The organism is Geobacillus sp. LYN3 (assembly GCF_003064505.1).
GTDB lineage: Bacteria > Bacillota > Bacilli > Bacillales > Anoxybacillaceae > Parageobacillus_B > Parageobacillus_B toebii.
This window is the reverse complement of sequence record NZ_QCWL01000001.1, coordinates 1,956,672-1,956,912: the sequence shown is the minus strand read 5'-3', so window position 1 is coordinate 1,956,912 and position 241 is coordinate 1,956,672. Positions and strand designations below refer to the sequence as shown.

Genomic DNA, 241 nt, shown 5'->3' with positions numbered 1-241 from the left:
ACAGGCCGGAACATCAAATATGAGAAACGGCTACTATCAACGAAATCTAGATACGCAATATGGCCGGATTGAGGGTCTTTTGGTTCCAAGAGACCGAAACGGGGAATTTCAAACACAGTTGTTTGCCCCTTACCAACGGCACACCGGCTGGCTGGAGGAAGCCATCATCAGGATGTATCAAAGTGGCATGAGTACACGGGAAATTGGCAAGTTTATTGAACGAATTCTAGGAAATGCTTAT

1 protein-coding gene is annotated in these 241 nt (G+C 45.6%); it reads left to right on the top strand.

The genetic code is table 11. From position 1 onward, the window contains the following. Positions 1-241: transposase (locus DCC82_RS18880; protein WP_233252974.1), on the top strand; the 241-nt coding region annotated here is incomplete at both ends.